Source organism: Paraburkholderia sp. J7 (genome assembly GCF_905220155.1).
Lineage (GTDB): Bacteria > Pseudomonadota > Gammaproteobacteria > Burkholderiales > Burkholderiaceae > Paraburkholderia.
Map to the genome: position 1 here is coordinate 183776 of NZ_CAJMYZ010000016.1, position 18760 is coordinate 202535.

Annotated in this window: 16 protein-coding genes; 14 read left to right on the forward strand and 2 right to left on the reverse strand. The window is 56.6% G+C overall.

Features of this window, described 5'->3' with window-relative positions:
- Positions 1 to 16 precede the first annotated feature (16 nt).
- Positions 17 to 2713, reverse strand: coding sequence for a type VI secretion system ATPase TssH (gene tssH, locus U5A58_RS25440; protein ID WP_321963544.1), 2697 nt, complete (start codon positions 2711 to 2713; stop codon positions 17 to 19).
- Positions 2714 to 2852: 139 nt separating this feature from the next.
- On the opposite strand from tssH, the gene U5A58_RS25445 reads away from it, so the two are divergent.
- From U5A58_RS25445 to U5A58_RS25505, 13 genes are all read left to right on the forward strand, one after another.
- Positions 2853 to 3038, forward strand: a complete 186-nt coding sequence (locus tag U5A58_RS25445) for a hypothetical protein (RefSeq protein WP_321963545.1) — start codon at positions 2853 to 2855, stop codon at positions 3036 to 3038.
- A 217-nt stretch (positions 3039 to 3255) separates the two neighbouring features.
- Positions 3256 to 4026, forward strand: coding sequence for a TagK domain-containing protein (locus U5A58_RS25450; protein ID WP_321963546.1), 771 nt, complete (start codon positions 3256 to 3258; stop codon positions 4024 to 4026).
- A complete protein-coding gene (locus U5A58_RS25455) occupies positions 4023 to 4913 on the forward strand; it encodes a type VI secretion system accessory protein TagJ (protein ID WP_321963547.1) in 891 nt (296 codons plus the stop codon). The genes U5A58_RS25450 and U5A58_RS25455 overlap by 4 nt, the downstream gene beginning before the upstream one ends.
- 62 nt (positions 4914 to 4975) lie before the next feature.
- Positions 4976 to 5452, forward strand: coding sequence for a type VI secretion system baseplate subunit TssE (gene tssE, locus U5A58_RS25460; RefSeq protein WP_321963548.1), 477 nt, complete (start codon positions 4976 to 4978; stop codon positions 5450 to 5452).
- A gap of 55 nt (positions 5453 to 5507) precedes the next feature.
- Entirely contained in the window at positions 5508 to 7403 is a 1896-nt protein-coding gene (gene tssF, locus U5A58_RS25465; protein WP_321963549.1) for a type VI secretion system baseplate subunit TssF, read from the forward strand.
- Between the two features lie 29 nt (positions 7404 to 7432).
- Positions 7433 to 8512, forward strand: coding sequence for an ImpA family type VI secretion system protein (locus U5A58_RS25470; RefSeq protein ID WP_321963550.1), 1080 nt, complete (start codon positions 7433 to 7435; stop codon positions 8510 to 8512).
- Between the two features lie 285 nt (positions 8513 to 8797).
- Positions 8798 to 9049 (forward strand): PAAR domain-containing protein, encoded by a 252-nt coding sequence (locus U5A58_RS25475; protein WP_321963551.1) that lies wholly within the window; start codon positions 8798 to 8800, stop codon positions 9047 to 9049.
- Between the two features lie 7 nt (positions 9050 to 9056).
- Complete coding sequence (locus tag U5A58_RS25480; protein ID WP_321963552.1) at positions 9057 to 11879, forward strand: type VI secretion system Vgr family protein; 2823 nt, start codon at positions 9057 to 9059, stop codon at positions 11877 to 11879.
- 39 nt (positions 11880 to 11918) lie between these two features.
- On the forward strand, positions 11919 to 13352 hold the full coding sequence (locus tag U5A58_RS25485) for an N-acetylmuramidase family protein (protein ID WP_321963553.1): 1434 nt from the start codon (positions 11919 to 11921) through the stop codon (positions 13350 to 13352).
- Positions 13312 to 14028 (forward strand): hypothetical protein, encoded by a 717-nt coding sequence (locus tag U5A58_RS25490; RefSeq protein ID WP_321963554.1) that lies wholly within the window; start codon positions 13312 to 13314, stop codon positions 14026 to 14028. The genes U5A58_RS25485 and U5A58_RS25490 overlap by 41 nt, the downstream gene beginning before the upstream one ends.
- Positions 14029 to 14811: 783 nt before the next feature.
- Positions 14812 to 15063 carry a PAAR domain-containing protein gene (locus tag U5A58_RS25495; protein WP_321963555.1) on the forward strand — a complete coding sequence of 84 codons (252 nt, stop codon included), beginning with the start codon at positions 14812 to 14814 and terminating at the stop codon, positions 15061 to 15063.
- A 521-nt stretch (positions 15064 to 15584) separates the two neighbouring features.
- Positions 15585 to 16154, forward strand: coding sequence for a hypothetical protein (locus U5A58_RS25500; RefSeq protein WP_321963556.1), 570 nt, complete (start codon positions 15585 to 15587; stop codon positions 16152 to 16154).
- A 169-nt stretch (positions 16155 to 16323) separates the two neighbouring features.
- The gene (locus U5A58_RS25505) at positions 16324 to 16614 is read left to right on the forward strand and encodes a PAAR domain-containing protein (protein WP_321963577.1); all 291 of its coding nucleotides are present in this window, start codon (positions 16324 to 16326) and stop codon (positions 16612 to 16614) included.
- On the opposite strand, the gene U5A58_RS25510 is transcribed toward U5A58_RS25505, so the two are convergent.
- Positions 16611 to 16943 carry a hypothetical protein gene (locus U5A58_RS25510; protein WP_321963557.1) on the reverse strand — a complete coding sequence of 111 codons (333 nt, stop codon included), beginning with the start codon at positions 16941 to 16943 and terminating at the stop codon, positions 16611 to 16613. The two genes, U5A58_RS25505 and U5A58_RS25510, sit on opposite strands and share 4 nt — an antisense overlap.
- Between U5A58_RS25510 and U5A58_RS25515 the strand changes: the two genes are divergently transcribed.
- On the forward strand, positions 16942 to 18669 hold the full coding sequence (locus U5A58_RS25515) for a type VI secretion system tip protein VgrG (protein ID WP_321963558.1): 1728 nt from the start codon (positions 16942 to 16944) through the stop codon (positions 18667 to 18669). The two genes, U5A58_RS25510 and U5A58_RS25515, sit on opposite strands and share 2 nt — an antisense overlap.
- The last annotated feature ends 91 nt before the right edge of the window (positions 18670 to 18760 follow it).

The following is an 18760-nucleotide window of genomic DNA, read 5'->3' on the forward strand; positions in this document are numbered from 1 at the left end:
GCGTGGAAGGGGCCGATCAGACTGGATCGACCGTGGCGTGGGAAAGAACTTCGGGCTCGGTAGTGAACGTCAGTGCCTGCAATGGCGGCGCTGTCTGATCGTCCACATCAATTGCGATCGAGGTGAGTGCCTGTTTCGCTGCCAGCGCGTCCAGCCACAGGCCTGAGAGCCTGGGCAGGATATGCTGCTCGACAAAGCCGATCAGTACACGTGCTCCCGTTTCTTCGACAAGGCAGCGTGACACCACGTAGTCGACGACGCGCTCGCTGTAGGTGAGCACGACCGCCTGGTTGTCTGCCATGCGGCGCACCAGACGATCCATATGCAGGCGCACAATGTCCGCGAGTGTCCCGCGAGCAAGCGGCCGGTAGGGCACGACACTGACGCGCCCAAGAAAGGCCGCGGGGAAAGTCTTCAGCAGTTCAGGCACCAGCGCGCTACGTAGCGCATCCTGGTCAGGCGAGAGCACCTCATCTGCGCATAGGTTCATGATGAGTTCTGCGCCTGAGTTGCTGGTCAACAGGATCGTCGTATTGCGAAAATCAATGAAGCGCCCATCACCGTCTTCCATGTAGCCCTTGTCGAAAACCTGGAAGAACATTTCGTGGACGTCGTGATGTGCCTTCTCGATCTCGTCGAGCAGCACGACCGAGTAGGGACGCCTGCGCACCGCCTCCGTGAGCACACCGCCTTCTCCGTAGCCGACATAGCCCGGCGGTGCTCCCTTGAGCCCGGAGACGGTGTGCGCCTCCTGATACTCGCTCATGTTGATCACGATGAGATTCTGTTCACCGCCGTAGAGTGCTTCGGAGAGCACCAGCGCGGTTTCAGTCTTGCCCACACCTGATGGGCCGGCAAGCAGGAAGACACCCAACGGCTTCCTGGGGTCAGCCAGTCCTGCCCGCGCAGTCTGCACACGTTCGCAGATCTGGAGCAGGGCGCCTGTCTGGCCGATGACCCGCGTTGCGAGCGTGGACGGTAACGCGCGCACCGCAGCGATCTCGTCCTTGACCATGCGGCCGGCGGGAATGCCCGTCCAGTCCGAAACAATCTGTGCGACGATCGCCTCGCTGACCTCCGGGAAGACCATTGGATTTTCCCCCTGCAGCTCACGCAGCGTCTGCTCGAACGCGCGAAGGTTCTCGCGGCCTTCGGCACGCGCCTGTTCACCGTGGCGCGCAAGGACTTCCTCCCGTGCTGCGAGCAAGGCCTGCGCTGCAGAGACCTGCTTCTGCCAGTTGGCTTCAACGGCCTGCTCTTCGGTCACGAGAACATCAATACGAGCCTGCGTCTCACGCACAGCAAGACTCACGTCGAGACCAATTCGTGCCTCCCGCGTAAGCAGTTCAAGTTCGACGCGCGCGGCTGCAGAACGCTGCCGCACATCCTGCAACTCGCCAGGTGCCGTGTGCTGCGAGAGCGCCACGCGAGCGCAGGCGGTATCGAGCAGGCTGATCGCCTTGTCGGGCAGTTGACGCGACGGGATATAGCGGTGGGATAGCGTGACAGCCGCCCGGATTGCCTCGTCGCGCAGGGTCACGCTGTGGTGCGCGGCAAAGATGCCTGCGAGCCCGCGTACCATGTCGATGGCCTTCGCCTCTTCGGGTTCGGCAACCTGCAGAACCTGGAAGCGTCGGGTGAGCGCGGGATCCTTCTCGATGTGCCGCTTGTATTCCGACCAGGTGGTTGCACCGATGGTGCGTATCGTGCCCCGGGCAAGTGCCGGTTTGAGCAGGTTGGCGGCGTCTCCCGTTCCAGCCTGACCACCCGCACCCACGAGCGTGTGGATTTCATCGACGAAGAGGACGATCGGCACCGGCGATCTGGCGGCGGACTCCAGCACATCCTTCAGGCGCTTTTCAAACTCACCCTTCATACTCGCACCGGCAAGCAGCGCCCCAACATCGAGCGCCATGAGACGCACACGTGCCAGTTGCGGCGGTACCTTTCCCTTTGCAATGTCCAGCGCAAGTCCTTCGACCACCGCGGTCTTGCCTACTCCAGCTTCGCCAGTGAGCAGGGGGTTGTTCTGCCGACGCCGCAGGAGGATGTCGGTCATCGTACGGATTTCGTACTCGCGACCGACCACGGGATCGATTTCGCCGGCGCGCGCACGCGCCGTGAGATCCTGGCAATACTGTTCGAATGAGCCGTTGCCCGATGTACTGGCAACGGATTGCGACGCTTCCCCGGGTGTAGCTGAGGAGAAGTCGCTGTTGTCGTACGGGAGCTCCGCCGCCTCGGGCGACCCGTCGATCCACAAAGGCAGTTTGCTCGCGAGATCTTCGGAAGAGATCTGGCCGAACGCAGGCGAGACACCGAGGAGCACTCGCCGCAGTTCGGGCGAGTCGAGCAACGCCGCGATCAGCCACGCGCTCCGAATGCGCCGCTCGCCATACCGGAGCGAGCTGATCACCCACGCGCGTTCGATGGCCTGTTCGATGTCGTAGGAGAAGTCACACATCGATGTGGCGCCAGCGGGGAGTGCAGCGAGCGCGCGCACGATATCCTGTTCAATGACGTCGCGCTTGATTCCGGCATGGTGAAGAATGCGATGCAGGTCACTGTCGGGCAATTGCAGAAGCTGGTTCAACCAGTGCGCAATCTCGATATAACGATTCCCTCTGAGCTTGCAAAACGCACTCGCCGATTCGATGCTGCGATACAGCGTGACGCCAAGTTTGCCGAACAGTGCGCGGCGTGGAATTGCCATAGATTCAGCCTTTTATAGAACCGGTTCTTCAGGTCGGCCGTCACCGGGACTGCCTGCCTGTTAAATCACTCGCGTTCCATGCACGTGCGCTTAGGACTATTCTAGGAGTCCATATCGTTTATGCAGAATGACCCACTTCATGGAAAGCTTTGCGTCGATTATCAACATCAATACTCCGGCCCGTCAATTTCATTTCGATGCGTGCCATAATCAACGCACATCTTGTCCGAAAGCAGGTTATTCGCCGGAAATCGAATTAGAATCCGTGAATCTTGATTTGCACCAAGATGACTTCGATATATTTGAAATAGTAAAAAAGGGCTGATGATAGGTTTCGGCATGGTTATCCGATAACTCTAGCTGGTAATCCCTACGTGAGTGTCGGTGCATTTTCAGAATTGTCCTGGGTATATATCTTCTTCAGTGCCAGATTCCCGAATTTTTACTCTAATAGAACTACGAACCATGTCGTCTCGGAAAATCCACAAGGTGGACGTGATGACTGGAATTATGTATTAATGATCTGGAGTCCTGGAGATTGAATGCCAGTCGACTCAGACGTCGGGGGGCTCCCCGGCTACGGGACGTACGTGACCGGTGAATCAGCTATGTGGATAACCAGGTTCTTTCGCAGCAGGGTCTCGACAATCGAGCGCAACGATGAGCCCACCGGGCTATCGCAGCTTGCTCGCGGCGTTTCTGTCGTATCAGAACCTGCATCACGACGTTTCGATGCAGGTTCTGATGATCCAGCGAACGTGCGTGTCGATGTCGCATCGCGTGGCACAGAAGAAGACCCGATCCTTGATCTCCTTGGATCACATCTGGACGATCGCGGCCGGCAGTTCGATCCCGCATTTGGGCAGAGTGCCTCGCCCGCAGCAGCGTCAATTGATGGCAATGGTCTGCTGGGAACGCTGTACGCAAGCTATTGCAAGGCGCTCGACACGCCCCAGTCACTGATGAGCGGAACATGGGTGCCGTCCAGTCTCGGTACTCCTGTCAGTGAGCCAATCCATGATCATCCTGAGACCTGGGACACTGGAGCTGGTGGTGCAATCAGCGGCCTCTTTTCGGACATCGAACGCATGGAACAGGCCTTCGGTGGTCTCGGAAGCGATAGGGCGCCGGATCCGGGCGAATCTGTTCCTGAGATATTGCGGCTTTTCGCACCACCGGAATACCGAGCAAAGCCGGCCGGTGAACCGACGCGCCCACCGGCACTCACGCAACGCGAACACCACACGCTGGCCATCGACAGTCCGCTCAATGAGCCAGGTGGCGCCTTGAAGAAAACCGATAACCATTCATGACTCATCCAGCAGAATCCAGTCTGTCGTCGCAGGGCAGTGGGCGGCGCACCACAGCGGAGCATATCGCGGCGATCGAGGCGCAGGTCCGTCAGCACCCTGGCGAAGCATCCCATCGATGGGCACTCTTTCAGTGGCTGTGTGTTGCCCGCGACTGGGAGCGCGCCATGCGGCAACTGCAGGTCTTCGGTCAACTCGACAAGGACAGCCTTCCCCAGGTGCTGGCCTGCCGTGACCTGGTGAGGGCCGAACGGTGGCGCGAGGAAGTCATGCTGGGACGCAGGGCACCCGGCTATGTACTTGACGCGATGCCGGCCTGGGTACAGGGGATGGTCCAGGCGCTGGAATTGACAGCACGCGGTGAATTCGCGGCCGCCGATGACGTCCGTGGGCGCTCGCTCGACGTTACACCTTTCACATCGGGACATGCAGGGGACACAGCCTTTGACTGGATCGCCGACAGTGATTCGCGTCTGGGACCAGTCTGCGAAATCATGACAGCGGGTTCGTACCGATGGTTGCCGTTCGACGACGTTGCGTCATGGCAGCTCGCGGCACCGGCGAAGCTCATGGACCTGTTGTGGGTGTCATGTTCGGTCACGCTCCATGACGGAACGCTCGTGCGAGGCTTCATGCCTTCACGCTATCCAATACCGGCAGCTGCGCACGCGGGGAGCAACGCAGCAGCGGATCGCGACGCACTGGATCTTGGGCACCAGACACTGTGGCATGAATGCGGGCGCACTGGCGTGATCGGAGATGGCCGGAAAACCTGGGTCACCAGCATGGGGGACGTTGGCCTGTTCGACTGGCCTGCCTGCACCTTCGCGCGCAAGGGCGACTCGCTGCATGCTCCCGTCAGTGAAACGCGTGGAGCCTCCTCACAATGACACGACGCAAGCACGAGGTGCCGCAGTCAGTCAGGGCGCCACGTCGGCAGGACACTCTTCTCATGCCCACGCTGCTCGACCGGCTGGCCGATCCTGCACCGCACCGGCTGCACGAAGCGCCAGGTGAATACGCCGTCTCACGCACCCAGATGCGCGACATCGTCCAGCGCGACCTCGCCTACCTGCTCAATACGACAAACCTTGGCGACGAGATTGATGCCGGCCTGCACCCTGAGGCCGCCGCCTCGACGATCAACTACGGCGTGCCGCCGCTGGCTGGGGCCTATGTCGCGACACGCAGCTGGCCGGATCTCGAGAGTGCCGTGCGCCAGGCGATCCTCAATTTCGAGCCCAGGCTGATTCCGGACGAACTGGTGATCGTTCCGCTCGAAGGCGAGGGGGCGGGCCACTACGGAAACCTGACGTTCCAGATACGCGGCATGATCCGTATGGATCCTTATCCGCTGGAATTCATGGTGCAGAGCACACTCGATCTGCAGACGAGCCAGCTTCACGCCACACCCAGACGGCCGGCCTGAAGCACGGCCTGATTCCTTGCCGGTGGTTTTTACCCCTATAACAAGAGACCCCTGAATGGATCCACGGTTGCTGGATTATTACACCGCAGAACTCATCCGCCTTCGCGAGGTTGCCGCAGGGTTTGCGCAGCAGCACCCGAAGATCGCCGGGCGCCTGGGCGAGAAGATACCGGAAACCGCGGACCCGTATGTCGAGTTTCTGGTCGAAGCGTTTTGCCTGATGGCAGCGCGTACACACGTCAAGCTTGACGCGGAATTTCCGAGGTTTGCCGCGCGGTTGCTTGACGTGATCTCGCCGGGTTACCTCGCCCCTACGCCTTCCATCTCGGTGGCACGGATCTATCCGCACCACACGCACGGGCTTTCCCCGCAAGGGTATCACGTCCCCCGTGGCGCCACATTCAGATCGCGCGTCGCGCGCGGCGAGAAGACGCCATGCCAGTTCCGCAGTGCCCAGGACGTCGTCCTGTATCCGCTGGAAATCAGCGACGTCAGGCTCACCGGAATTCCCGCGGATGTCGCCGGCCTTGCGCACTACGTTCCGTCGCAGCGTCAGGTGCGCGGTGCCATGCGCCTGAGGCTGCGCACCACAAATGGTGCACGCATTGCCGACCTTCAGGGTCTGGATCGTCTGCCGGTTTACCTGTGCGGCGACGAGCATGTCGCGTCCCATCTGTTTGAGTTATTGCATGCGTCCAGTATCGCTTCCCTGGTTGGCGAACCCGGCAAATTCGGTATCAAAGGCAATGCGTCTGCTGTCGCAGCCGGGCCGCTCGCGCATGAGGGGCTCGGAACCGCACAGGGCCTGCTGCCACTAACCTCGTCAAAGTTTCACGGTCATAACCTGCTGCGCGAGTACTTCGCGTGTCCGTCTCGCTTCTACTTTTTCACACTGACAGGTCTGGCTGAAGGATTCAGGCGCGTGGAGGGCCCGGAGGTCGAGATCATCGTGCTGCTCGACCAGCTCACCACGAAGCATGCCAGCATGGTGGACGCATCGCGCCTGGCGCTTTTCTGCACGCCAGTCATCAACCTGTTCAGTCGGCGCACCGACAAGTTTGAGATCTCAGCGGGCAGCACCGATACCCTGCTGTCTGCCTCCAGACTCGATCCTCTAGACTACGAAGTGTTTTCCGTCGGTAAGGTCATCGCACAGCAAACGCCGACGTCGCTGGGAACCGAATTCCGACCGCTGTTCGAGACCGTGAACAGCGACGGCGCAAACTGCGGACGCTACTTCACGATACGGCGTGAACCGCGCCGGCCATCGGACGCTGCCCGGCATAACGGCACGCGCACATCGTACATCGGCACCGAGACGTTCGTCTCCCTCGTCGACCAGAACGACGCACCCTGGAACGGTTCCCTGCGCTATCTGATGGCCGATGCCTGGGTGACCAACCGCGACCTGCCCATGCTGGTGCCCCGCGATGGGCTCGACGATCTCGATCTGGCGGATGAAGGCGCAGGCGATGCTATCCGGTCCGTGGGACTGGTGCGTCCTCCGAGCATACCGCGGCCGCCGTGCTCAGGTCGCGACGTGCCGTGGCGGCTCATCCGGCATCTGAACTTCAACCAGGTGCCGCTTGCTGGCGTGGATCACCGTGCAGGCGGCAGGAACCTGCGCGACCTGTTGCGGTTGTTCCTCGCGCCCAACGATGCACAGGGACTGCGTCAGGTCGAAGGCCTCATCGGTATGGAAACCCGCATGGTCGAACGTATGCTGCCGGGCAACGGGCCCATGATGTTCGGTCGCAGCCTCACATCTGTCCTGACAGTGGATGAAGCGGGCTTCTCCGGCACAAGTCCCTGGCTGCTCGGGCTCATTCTCGAGCACTTCCTCGCTCATCACGCATCGACCAGTGCGTCTTCTCAGACCGAACTGCATTCCATGCAGCGCGGTCTGATCGCCCGCTGGCCAGCACGCGTCGTGTCGTCGGGCAACGTCTGATCGATCAAATTTCTGGAAATCAGGTAATCATGAGTCGAGAGAAACAGAAACACGCGCAAGCACGTCAACAGTCGCCTCTTACGCACGACTGGATGTCGCCGGTGAAGGAAGATTTGCCGTGCGGGGTCGACCTCGAGTATGACCCGGAATTCGTCGTACTGGGCGCTGCGGTGGCGGCGCGATCGGAAGCGCAGTATGGCGATTTTGTTGGCGTGCCGGATCCGGTGAACTGGACGGACGTCGAGCGCGATTGCAGACGCCTGATGATGCGAAGCAAGGATATCCGGCTGGCTGTCCTGTACACGCGCTGCTGCACGCGCACGAGGGCTGCAGCCGGACTGGCCGAAGGTTTGGCACTTCTTTCCGCGTGGCTCGCGGCCTGGCCGGAGACAATTCACCCGCAACTAGATGTCGACGAGGACCGCGATGCGGCGCTCGAGATTCGCATGAATGCCATGCAGTCGCTGACCGACACGGACGGCCTTCTGTCCGATCTGCGGGAGATTGCACTCACGCGCTCGACCGCAACGCGGTTGCAGGTAAGAGATGTGGAACGCTCGTTTGCATGGCCACGAATGGCCGATGCGCTTGCACCCGAATCGGTCTCACGGCAACTTGGGGAATTGCGTGCCCAGCAACCATCCTTGCTTGCAGGCTTTGATGATGCGCTCAGAAGCCTGGAGGCCATCGAAGCGTGGTGCCACGAACATCTCGGCGCATTCCTGCCGGATCTTTCAGCGCTGAAACGGCTGCTCGCACCGCTCGTGAGAACGCACGGCGAACTCACCCCTGAGCCGGCGCTCGTAATGGAGGAAAGCGCGATGGAAGAGGTTGCCGCACTGTCCGATGAAATCGATGCTGAAGTGCAACCGATCGCACAGGTTTCGGACGTGGTGCCCGTTGTAACACGACCGGCCAGCGCTGTTGTGGATCGTCACACCGCGCTCGGCATGATCCGTCAGGCGCGCACGTGGTTCGAGCAGAACGAACCGAGCAGTCCGATTCCCGTCTTGCTTCACCGTGCGGAACAGTTCGTCGGCAAGCCGTACGCAGAGGTGATCAACGCCATTCCAGCTGATCTGCTTTCGCAATGGCTGAGTGAATCGTAACCGGTGTTGCCTGAATCATGAACCACGCAGAATCTTCACAGGCAGTCGCCAGCGAGCTTTTGCGCTCCCGCAGTCCATACGCACGTCAGCACACCGCGCAGACACAGCGGCGTCGATCGGACGACTTGATGCGTCCTGATTAATTCGATCTACTGATGACATGAATCGCTATCCGGTTCCCATTTTTCGGAATAGTCCTGTAGTGCCTGCGCCCCCTGTCCGTTCAGGATGACGCTGAGGCAGTTCGAGCTGGCATCAAAAGACCTTTTCATGGAGCCATCGCAGATGAGAGTTGCAGTAACGGGACGTGAGGCAGCCCGTCCTGGCGATACGACCGACCACGGCGGCGAAGTCATTGACGCTGCTCCCAACCTGACGCACAAGGGCATCCGCGTCGCGCTCGACGGCCATGGCGTCAAATTCCCGAAGTGCGGCGGCGTCCCCACTATCGCGAAGGGAGCGCGCACCCATGGTGGGGTGCGCGTTGCGTTTATCGGAGACAAAACGGCGTGCGGAGCTACGCTCGTGACGGCATGAGGGTGGCATGAACAACGAAAACCTTGGCAGCTATCGCAAACCCGAACATACGCTGATGATTGGCGGTGCCAATCTGCCAACGTGGACCCTCGTGCGCTACAACGCCATCGGGCAGCGTGAGCGGGTGGAACGGCCGCTTCTCGTTCCCGTCAGCGTGGAGGGTGTGGAGGGCGTCGGCATGCTGTTCCGCTACGAGGTGCTGTGTCGAACGAGTGTCGAGTCACTGGAGTTGGGCGCAAGCATGCCCGCGTTCGACCACAACGCCCTCGTCGGAAAGGACGTGACGCTATACATCGACATACCGGGGAAGGGGGAATTTGTCCCGGGCATGCCAGGCGACACGGGCCGTGGCAACCGCGGCTTCCATGTACGCGAGATTAACGGCCACGTCACGCAGGCGGAATTCCTGCGTGAGGATGCCCGCTCCCGGGTCTATCGCTTCGTGATTGAACCACCGTTCGCGCAGGCGAGACTCGGTCAGGACTACAGATTCTTCAAGGAATGCACTGTCCTTGATGTGCTCGAAGAGCTAATGGGGCGCTACACGTCGTATGAGTTGCGCATCGACGGTCCGCTCATCCTCAAGCACTATCCCACGCGCGACCTGATTCGCCAGCACTTCGAGTCGGACTTCGCCTTTTTTTCCCGCCTGTGCGAACACTACGGCATCTTCTACTGGTTTGAGCACCGCAAGGGTGGGTGCGTGATGATCCTCGCAGATTCGCTGGGTGCGTTCCATCCGCACGGCGAAGCCTACGATTCCATCAGCTATGCTCCGGACAACCGGTTCGACGAAGAACACATCGACCGTCTGGATGTTGCCAGCCGCGTGACGGAAGGCAAGGTGACGGCTGTGGATCATGATCCACAGCGCCCACGACTCGGCAAAAACGTCGAACCGCTTCGGGAGGAGGAGGAAGATCCCCGCGATACGACCGGTGCGGATCAGGAGTTCTTCGCGTACGCAAACGTCAGCCAGCCGCTGCAGGGCGCAACAGGCCTGAGTGCCACGCCGAACGATGTGGAGGCGGAAACCCATTTCGCCGCTCTCGTGCGCATGCAGGCGCTGCGCTGCGTCGGGCTGCGAGGGAACGGCCACGGCAACATGCGCGGGATGCTGCCGGGATTCACATTCCACCTGACCGGCTATCCACTTGATGAAGTGAATACCGAGTATCTGGTGCTGTGCACGAAACTCACCCTCGTCGAGGTCGGCCAGGTAAGTGGAACGGCGCAGGAATTCCGTTGTGAAACGGAATTCGAGATCCAGCCAGCGAACGAATACTACCGCATGCCTCTGGAAACACCCCTCCCGATGGTGGTTACCGAGCGCGCCATCGTGACCGGACCGGACGGCCACATCATCTGGACCGACGCGCAGGGGCGTATCCGCCTGCAGCCAGTGCCTGACCGTAAGGGGAACTTCGACGAAGACTCGTTCATCTGGGTTACCCCCTTGCAGCAATGGCAGAACGGGCAGTTGGGCACGTTCGCTGTCCCGCGTATTGGCTCCGAGGTTGTACTGGGATACATCAACGGGAACCCCGACATGCCCGTGATGTTGGGGAGCCTCGTCAATGCGCACAACCTGCCTGGCTGGGAGTTACCTCATAACCAGTGGCTATCCGGCATGCGCAGCCGCATGGACGGAAGTCTGGCATCGAACCATCTTGCACTCGACGACACGAGGGACAAGCAGCAGGCGCAGCTCGCAAGCGACCATGGCAAGTCGAGCCTGAGCCTGGGCTACAACACGCGTATTGACGGCAACAAGGGACGGCAGGACGCGCGAGGCGAAGGTTTCGAACTGCGGACTGATCTCTGGGGTGTCGTGCGCGCCGCAATGGGCCTTCTTCTGACAAGCTTCACGCGAGGTAAGGCAGCGGGGAAGGTAAAGGAAATCGCAGAAATGCTCGCGCGGCTGACTGCGGCGCGGGGTCTCCATCAAGACATGGCCCAGCTGGCGCTGCAACATGGGGCGCAGGATAGTACCAGCAACCAGAACGATGTCGCAAACGCGATCAAGAGCGCGAATAGCGCATTGCGTGGCAACGGTGGGGCCGACACCCACGACTTCCCCGAATTCGAGAATCCGGATATTGCGATTTCGAGCGCAGCCAATCTGCACGCCTCGGCAGAGCAGATGACGCATATCGTGAGCGGCACGCATACGGCGTTTTCCGCCGGCGGCGATATCAGCTTCTCGACAGGACGTTCGTACCATGCATCGGTGAGGGGATCGGTATCGCTATTTTCGTATCAGCTCGGGATGAAGTTCATCGCAGCGAAAGGGCCGTGGATCGCGCAGGCGCAGAGTGGTCCGATGTCGCTGGCTGCGCTCCAAGACGTGACAATCAGCAGTTCAAACGGGCGTGTCGTCACTACTGCGAGGGATGAAGTCTGGATTGGCGCGGGTGGCTCGTACATCCAGATCAATGGCAGTGGGATCATCAATGGATCTCCTGGGCCAATTCTCGAGAAGACACCTTCGTGGGATGCGCCTCCGGCATCCTCCATGAAAATGCCGCTCCCGGTGATGCCGGTCACACCGCTGGAGCAAAACCCTGCGGAGCTTTTTACGCAGCGATTTGATGTTAGTACGGTCGCGGAAAATTTCGGAGACGGGCAGAGTGTCGCCGACCAACCGTATCGCATTTTTCTTCCTGATGGAACGCTCAAGCAGCAGGGCATGCTAACGAATGGTCAAACGCTGACCGTCTCCACGGCAGAGGCCACAAAAGTCAGGTGCGAAATTGGAGCGGGCGATTGGCAGGTTGCAGAGGATTCGTACGACCATCACGAGCTCGCCAGCGATATCGAACAGGCCTGAGAACGGCCTAACACATTCATCCACTGACAGAACGAACAGATGGGTCAAAAAAATCATTCGAAGAAACCGACAAGCCCGAAAGTGCCACCGTCGCCATATGTGGAAGTCACCTTCGTATTCCGGGATACTCTGCAGAAACCGATCGAGGGATTATCCGTGCAGGTGAAGGCTGGTGCGGGTGCCCCGACAGCACCCGCATGGCAACTGGGGGCGAGTAGTGAGGATCCGTCAACCACTCCGGCATCCATGCCTGCGACCGGTGCTTCACAAGTCACCGGAGCAGTAGCGCCCCCCTCCGTCGACCATCCGGAATCGATGGTCGACAACAAAACGGATCCGGTATCGACGGACAAGGACGGTTACGCCGTAACAATCCGGAACGCTGCGCGCAATCAGCCGATCGATGTCCTGGTGAAAAACCAGCGTGGTGAGTACGTAGTGAAAGCGACTGTTACACCCAAAAAGGACATCAGCGCTTTCACGATCGTCAGTCCCGAGTATCACCTTGAAGCGACAACGAAGCTGACGCCAAAGGAAACCTTTGAGCAAAACCTCGATTTACCTGTGGTGAAGGAAAACGAGGTGATGACCATCGAACGTCTCGTTCAGGAGTTTGGGCCGTACATTGGATGGTCGCAGAAGATTACCGAACAAGGACGCGTAAAGAAGGACTTCCCAGTCACTAAGAGGGAAGTAAGCGAAGACGAAAAAACACATAAGAAAACGACAAAAAATACAATTGAACATCACATTAAAATAGTTGATACCGGAAAACCGACAACAGTTGTCGTTAATGCTCTTGGTTCCAGGTTGAATTACCCAAAACCGGCCAATTTCTCAGAAGAGCAGTATAAAACCATGGCAACCAAATTGAATGTTGAGGTCGCCGCCATCAAGGCGATTGTAATGCAGGAATCATCCGGGCGCCCCTTTCTGGAGAACGGGCTTCCGCCAATACGCTACGAACGGCATATATTCTACAATCTAGCTCAGAAGAAGCTGACTGCAAATGCTGAGCACGTGGGATCTAAAAAACAAAAAGGTCAAAACAATAAGAAACACGTCACGCCGGTTCAGCCATATCCTGGTTATCCAGATCTATGTTTCCCAAAAAGCGGAGGCTACGGACCTGAGGGATTACACCAGTACGAAAAGGTAGTTCGAGCTGCTGAGTTGGATTTGGATCTTGCATTGCAGGCCTGTTCATGGGGTGGATTTCAAATAATGGGCTATTCCTACGCATCCTGCGGATGTTCGGATATTTATGAATTCGCTAATAAATTCATATCTGGAACAGACGGACAAGTGAACATCTTCATCCTTTTTATGCAAAATGAAAAACCGGATGGGATTGCTGCTCTGCGAACTCACAACTGGGAGGGTGTAGCCAGTGCCTACAATGGCGGCGGTTGGAAAACAACGAATCCTGATTATGCAAAAAATCTTGGTGACTATTATGCCAAATTTAAATAAATATCTAGCAATTATTTTTCTCGTATTATATAAAATGGCATTTGCGGGAGATGTGATTATATTCGATAAACCTAGTTTAGTTGCGTATTCCGATAACTTCAAAATATCAGGGTTATACTCGGCATCCGATGGGAAAAGGTCATGTGTATTCCTATTTTTCGCCACCAAATCAGATGTTAATATTGTCGATGACGAGAAATTTTCATCGACTAGAATTTATACATTCCTTCCGGGGGGCAATGGCTCCTTTAAATTTTCAGATCGAAATGGAGATTATGATATTGACGGAATCCTCTTCAGAAGAAGTGACGAGTGGATCATTAAAACACTAAAAACGCAAGCCGGATGTGGTAACGCAGAAGGTGATTTTGCGTTCAATCCCGATGACATTCGCTCTACGAGTTTTTATATTAAAAGTAAAGTTCAAGCCTTTGGAATTCGAATGGTCAAAGCGAAGACTTTCTTTTACGATCGGCGTGCTGGAAAATACATTTCAAGAAAGGGGTATCTATCCACTAGGGACGGAGTAGTTGTATTGCGAACTCATGATGCATATTCATATGTGCGTTACTCCGATCCAGGGCCAAATGCAAATGGCCGCGTAACAACCGGTTGGATTCGCTCTGCTGACCTTGAGAATCCCTATCCACCAATTTCCGAGAAACCTATGCAATGAGCGATCTCACCCGAATTGACGATACCGTCGACAACAGATGAAAGATCTTGGAATTGGATGAAAACGAGAAACTCTCACTATGATGGAATTTTATGACAAATCCAAATAACGTCATTTTTTCCATTCCTTTTCTCATTTTTACGAATACAGCACTCGCCGGCGAGGCAATAATATTCGATCACTCAGAATTGATTGCGTATCAACAGGAAGGTGCATTGGCAGGATACTATAATGCACGCGATAATCGTCGATCGTGCACGTTTGCCTTTTTCAATATTGGCGATGATACTATAAGTAGTCGTGATTCGCCATATTAAAAAATAAATTTAACTACGTTCTTGCCGGGTTATCCTGATTTTAAATTTGATGAGAGAGATAAATCTTACGACATTAAAGGAGAGCTATACAAGAGAGACGAGACATGGATTATTCGAACAAATCAGGCGCAAGCCGGATGTGAGAACGCTTTGGGTTTTTTTGTTTCATTTCCATCTGACAAGGTTGGCGGTGAGATTTTTTCCATAATTGAAAAATTCCCGCGATCGGAATTCGCCTTGTAGATAAAAAATCATACTTCCATGATCTACGTGCTGGAAGATTCATTTCAAGAAAGGGACATGTTTCAAATTTGGACGGGGTAATTGTTCTGCAGATTCATGGGGCATATTCATATGTCCGTTACTCCGACTCTGGACCAAATGCAAATGTCCGTGTAACAAGCGGTTGGATTCGCTCTACCGATCTAAAGAATCCCTTTCCACCTATTAACAAGAAGCCCATTCAATGATCGATCTTATCCGTCTCGGCGATACCACCGATCATGGTGGTGAAGTTGTTACCGCCTCTGAAACGATGCGATACAAGGGCGTACGTGTTGCACGCAAGGGTGACGAACTGAAATGCCCACAACATCCCGACGTGAACCCCAATCGTATCGAAGAAGGGGATCCGAGGATCTCCGACAAAGGCGTCCCTATCGCGCGTGCGGGACATCATGGCACGTGCGGTTGCAAATTGATTTCCAGTATCACGTAGCAATCAAAGCATGCAGACGCCTCGAAATACTTCAAGGTTAGCTCACCGCGGCGCTGAGCCTTAGCTTAAAGCGCATAGCGATGCTTCTGCGGATAGCTTCCAGAGAGGTGATGATGTGCAGGATCCAGGAAACGCATGACACAGAGACGTGGGTGAGCGGAAAAATCACCCGATGTGACTTTCGCAACCGTCACCAGCTTCTGTCGCGGACATGGCGGTATGTCGAACTCGCTATTCGTGATTTCATCCGCGTCCATCGAGCGCTACCGGTAGCGCTGGTGCTGCATCCGGATCAGGTCGAGGAGCTGTTACTCCACGATTGACGCGGGAGCGTGGTATTGGGAAGCGACGCCGATTCGCGGGTTACCACATCTCCGTAGCACCATGAATCGCCACGCCGATTCTGGCATAGCTATCTCAAATATACAGGTTGTAACGACACAGATCAATGGCGGCCAGAATGGTCTGGAGAATCGGACATATCACACACAACGCCTATATAAGCTACTCGGAGATCGCTAATGAGTTTTCTTCGAGAACTAACTCTTTCTCTCATTTGCATTTGTCAATTTATTGGCTCGGTTTGGGCATCCTGTCAAACTGATGTTAAAGTATTTTCGGATGAACATTTGCTATTCTCATATTCAACGCATCGATACGTTACTGTCAGCAGCGCCTTGACTGAACAAAAGGGGGTTTACGAATATTTTCTCAAATTAAAAAATGAAGATGCAGTGGATTCAATTGTGATATGCATGGGTAATATAAAAAAATGTAGCTCAAATACTGATTCGATTCAGCCATATTGGTATAGTGATGATGGGGCACTAATGCTATTTAGTGCGACAACCACGGTTAAAAGCAGGCGAATTGCTTCCGGTGAGATGCTCTACGAAGCCTATCCAGCGTGTCCAGCAACAGACCGAGAGGGTTCATCGGCATACGCCGGTGATTGCTACATGGCAGTTAAAGCAGAGAGAAGTAGAACGCTATCAATAACATACTGGATAGGCCCGGCTGCTCTTCATCGTTCAAAAGTAGACGCCGCAAAGGAGGCGATGAAAATTCTGAACTCCATCAGAATAAAATGAAGAGACGAAAGTCCATTGAACGAATATAATGAAGCAGCATTCGTGCTATGCGATGATCGCTGATGTGGTTGATGTCCGCCAAATCTATTCTGCGCATCGAATAAAAATGAAGAAGCCAAGTAATTTAGAGATGGTAGCCGTGCCTTTCAATATGGTCTTCCGTAAGCATATGCCTGATTTCATCCGACTCGGTGACACCACTGATCATGGCGGTGAAGTTGTCACCGCCTCAAAACACTTGAGCTACGACGACATCGCGCTAGCGCGCAAGGGCGATCAACTGAAGTGTCCGCAGCATCCCGAAGTGCATCCAAACATTATCGAAGAAGGTGATCAGGGCATCACCGATGAAGATGGCGCGCCGGTAGCTAGACATGGACATCACGGCACTTGTGGATGCAGATTGATAACCAGTATCAAGCAACACCCTGGACTTGCAGACGCCTCGAAATACTCCTAAAAATGCGCGGCGCTGCAGCGATCGTTAGTCACTCTCAAACGAATGACAAGGCGGAATTTCTGCGTGAGGATGCCCGCTCCCGGGTCTATCGCTTCGTGATTGAACCACCGTTCGCGCAGGCGAGACTCGGTCAGGACTACAGATTCTTCAAGGAATGCACCGTCCTTGATGTGCTCGAAGAGCTGATGGGGCGCTACACGTCTTTCGAGTTGCGCATCGACGGTCTTCGCGTACGCAAACGTCAGCCAGCCGCTGCAGGGCGCAACAGGCCTGAGTGCCACGCCGAACGATGTGGAGGCGGAAACCCATTTCGCCGCTCTCGTGCGCATGCAGTCGCTGCGCTGCGTCGGGCTGCGAGGGAAAGGCCACGGCAACATGCGCGGGATGCTGCCGGGATTCACATTCCACCTGACCGGCTATCCGCTTGATGAAGTGAATGCCGAGTATCTGGTGCTGTGCACGAAACTCACCCTCGTCGAGGTCGGCCAGGTAAGTGGAACGGCGCAGGAATTCCGTTGTGAAACGGAATTCGAGATCCAGCCAGCGAACGAATACTACCGCATGCCTCTGGAAACACCCCTCCCGATGGTGGTTACCGAGCGCGCCATCGTGACCGGACCGGACGGCCACATCATCTGGACCGACGCGCAGGGGCGTATCCGCCTGCAGCCAGTGCCTGACCGTAAGGGGAACTTCGACGAAGACTCGTTCATCTGGGTTACCCCCTTGCAGCAATGGCAGAACGGGCAGTTGGGCACGTTCGCTGTCCCGCGTATTGGCTCCGAGGTTGTACTGGGATACATCAACGGGAACCCCGACATGCCCGTGATGTTGGGGAGCCTCGTCAATGCGCACAACCTGCCTGGCTGGGAGTTACCTCATAACCAGTGGCTATCCGGCATGCGCAGCCGCATGGACGGAAGTCTGGCATCGAACCATCTTGCACTCGACGACACGAGGGACAAGCAGCAGGCGCAGCTCGCAAGCGACCATGGCAAGTCGAGCCTGAGCCTGGGCTACAACACGCGTATTGACGGCAACAAGGGACGGCAGGACGCGCGAGGCGAAGGTTTCGAACTGCGGACTAAGATCATCGGGCGCGCGCCTGGGCCAGTAGGCGCCCAAGGGCGAAAAGACGCTGTCTACGGCGACCTCTGGTTCTTCGTCCCAAAGGGCACCAAGTTCTTCGCGAATGAGCCGCATCCGTATCGCGAAGACGGCAGCGCGCCAGCCATTGGCTCACTTCACCCACAGGCGCCGGTGGCGGCCGCTGGTACAAGTTGCGATATGGTGGTGCGGATGCACTACGAGAAGGACTGCACACTGACGACCTACCTCAAGAGTGCGGACGACTCATGGTCAGTCTCGGCTGCGATGGCACCGGAGAGCGAGGCCGAGTACAACCTGTACAAGCGTGCTACCGAACTGGCCGGTCGGTACGGCAGTTCAAGCCTGGGCAACATCACAGCAGGGATGGCGGTTCCATCACCGAGCGCAATCTTCGAGATGATCCGGTTTGGGCGCTGCATTCAAGACCAGCTCCCACAGGGCGCTAGTTTTAACCACTGGCGCAAGGTGAAGACACCCGATGGAGACGGATGGATCAACCTGTCGCGGGCCAATGTCCGTGCTTATAGCGATGCTGACTTCCCCGAATGGGCTGGCTGGAGCTTCATTAGCGATGACCCGACACCAGACAGCCTGTGCGATTCGCCAACGGTAAAAAGCTGGCTTGACCTGAACCACACTGGGCATGTTCGCCACGCGGACGCAGTGGGCGCACTCGCCAACGCCACTGTACGTGAGCGCGTAGCACGTGCCGTGTGCAAATTTCCTTCCGAGTGGTGCAAGGCAGGTCTGGAAGCGCGCTATAACTGGCTGAAGAGTCCACATGATGCGCTCAACAATCCGCTCTCCGAGACCGATTTCGTGACGCTAATGAATCACGCGAAAGATCTTGCGTTTTGGGATGAAATTACCGACCCGGACTTCCCCCCGGCAAACGAATGCTGGCATTTTCCGCCTACAGCATTCATTCGGTCCTTTAATTCCTGAATTTGGTTCAACGAGCGTGAATTTAAGCAACTTTTGCCTCGTGAAGTGCTACGTCAGCACGGGAGTGGATACTACTACGAGCCCGTACCGT

Bases quoted from the DNA above. Each gene is read 5' to 3' on its own strand.
- U5A58_RS25500 (WP_321963556.1), top strand. From the start codon at position 15,585: ATGAGTTTTCTTCGAGAACTAACTCTTTCTCTCATTTGCATTTGTCAA.
- U5A58_RS25470 (WP_321963550.1), top strand. From the start codon at position 7,433: ATGAGTCGAGAGAAACAGAAACACGCGCAAGCACGTCAACAGTCGCCT.
- U5A58_RS25505 (WP_321963577.1), top strand. From the start codon at position 16,324: ATGCCTGATTTCATCCGACTCGGTGACACCACTGATCATGGCGGTGAA.
- tssE (WP_321963548.1), top strand. From the start codon at position 4,976: ATGCCCACGCTGCTCGACCGGCTGGCCGATCCTGCACCGCACCGGCTG.
- U5A58_RS25490 (WP_321963554.1), top strand. From the start codon at position 13,312: ATGCAAAAAATCTTGGTGACTATTATGCCAAATTTAAATAAATATCTA.
- U5A58_RS25485 (WP_321963553.1), top strand. From the start codon at position 11,919: ATGGGTCAAAAAAATCATTCGAAGAAACCGACAAGCCCGAAAGTGCCA.
- U5A58_RS25450 (WP_321963546.1), top strand. From the start codon at position 3,256: ATGCCAGTCGACTCAGACGTCGGGGGGCTCCCCGGCTACGGGACGTAC.
- U5A58_RS25455 (WP_321963547.1), top strand. From the start codon at position 4,023: ATGACTCATCCAGCAGAATCCAGTCTGTCGTCGCAGGGCAGTGGGCGG.
- tssF (WP_321963549.1), top strand. From the start codon at position 5,508: ATGGATCCACGGTTGCTGGATTATTACACCGCAGAACTCATCCGCCTT.
- U5A58_RS25445 (WP_321963545.1), top strand. From the start codon at position 2,853: ATGGAAAGCTTTGCGTCGATTATCAACATCAATACTCCGGCCCGTCAA.
- U5A58_RS25475 (WP_321963551.1), top strand. From the start codon at position 8,798: ATGAGAGTTGCAGTAACGGGACGTGAGGCAGCCCGTCCTGGCGATACG.
- U5A58_RS25480 (WP_321963552.1), top strand. From the start codon at position 9,057: ATGAACAACGAAAACCTTGGCAGCTATCGCAAACCCGAACATACGCTG.
- U5A58_RS25510 (WP_321963557.1), bottom strand. From the start codon at position 16,943: ATGCGCACGAGAGCGGCGAAATGGGTTTCCGCCTCCACATCGTTCGGC.
- tssH (WP_321963544.1), bottom strand. From the start codon at position 2,713: ATGGCAATTCCACGCCGCGCACTGTTCGGCAAACTTGGCGTCACGCTG.
- U5A58_RS25495 (WP_321963555.1), top strand. From the start codon at position 14,812: ATGATCGATCTTATCCGTCTCGGCGATACCACCGATCATGGTGGTGAA.
- U5A58_RS25515 (WP_321963558.1), top strand. From the start codon at position 16,942: ATGCAGTCGCTGCGCTGCGTCGGGCTGCGAGGGAAAGGCCACGGCAAC.